At 55.3% G+C, this 1,143-nt stretch carries 1 protein-coding gene; it reads left to right on the forward strand.

Annotated features, from left to right (window positions below):
* Positions 1–559, forward strand: a 559-nt coding sequence (locus AC2FNB_RS21305) for an IS110 family RNA-guided transposase (protein ID WP_496748716.1), incomplete at its 5' end; no start/stop codon positions are given.
* Positions 560–1,143 lie beyond the last annotated feature (584 nt).

A 1,143-nucleotide genomic window follows, 5' to 3' on the forward strand; every position in this document is an offset into this window, starting at 1 on the left:
GGTGGCGGCGATGCGCTTCGTCAAAGGGTTCAAAACCAACGATTGCCCGGACATGCCAGACGTTGCGAAGAGCATGCTCAAAACCCTCTGCGAGCAGGTTGTTGCACTCGACGAGCGCGTGGTGTTCTACGACAAACTGATCGAGTATCATTCGCGGATCGATGAACGGGCCAAGCGGATCAGAACCGTCCCTGGTGTTGGTCCAATCACCGCCTCTGCCATCGTCGCCACCATCGGCGACGGCAAACAGTTCAAGAACGGGCGCGAGTTTGCTGCTTGGCTTGGTCTCACCCCATTGAACAGATCGAGTGGTGGCAAGGAACGCCTCGGCCGGATTAGCAAGAAGGGTGACCGTTACATAAGAAGGCTTCTGGTGATCGGTATGACCTCACAAGTACAGCGCGCCCGCGGCTATCCAGAACGCGTGCATCCTTGGATCATGCAACTCCTCGAGCGCAAACCCGTCCGACTTGCCACGATCGCGATGGCAAACAAAGCCGCACGGATCATCTGGGCGATCCTCACCAAAGAAACATACTACCGGCAATCAGCGGCATAACCGGAGGCACTGAACAAAAAAGAATTGCAAGACGAATGCCATGATGGCACGTGCGGTCATCCGAGAACCCGGAAAACCCGAGCTTCGTCCTGAACTCTCAGGTTCGCTTTGCCGATTGGGACCAGGTTCACGGAACCCATCAAGGCCAGCGGCTCAAGCAAATGCCGCAATCAAAGGCCGGACACAGGACTGTACTGACCAGCCGCGCAATCAGAGCATTTTGTCCTTGCAAAGCAGACGCCATCCACACAGGACTTAGCAGCCTGATGCAGATGCGGCGAACTTCGCGATCGAACTCGCATCCCGTCGCGGAGAACACCTCGACGCCGTCGCCCGGGAGCTCAACGAGCGGCCGAGAATAACCTTGAATTACTTCTCACTCGCGGAGAAGTTCGAGGAGCGTGTTGCGGCCATCGGTTGAACCGGCAGCGCAAACCGGACATTCACGACCATGCATTGCTAACTCCGAAATATACAACAAAACTGCCAGTTGCAGAGATTGCATCGATTTTGGCAACCCACCAATTAATGCCGTCGGCTAATTTATTAACGTCGCACTACAACTTCTCCAAACTGATCCAACG

This window comes from Ruegeria sp. BHSB058 (genome assembly GCF_059613285.1).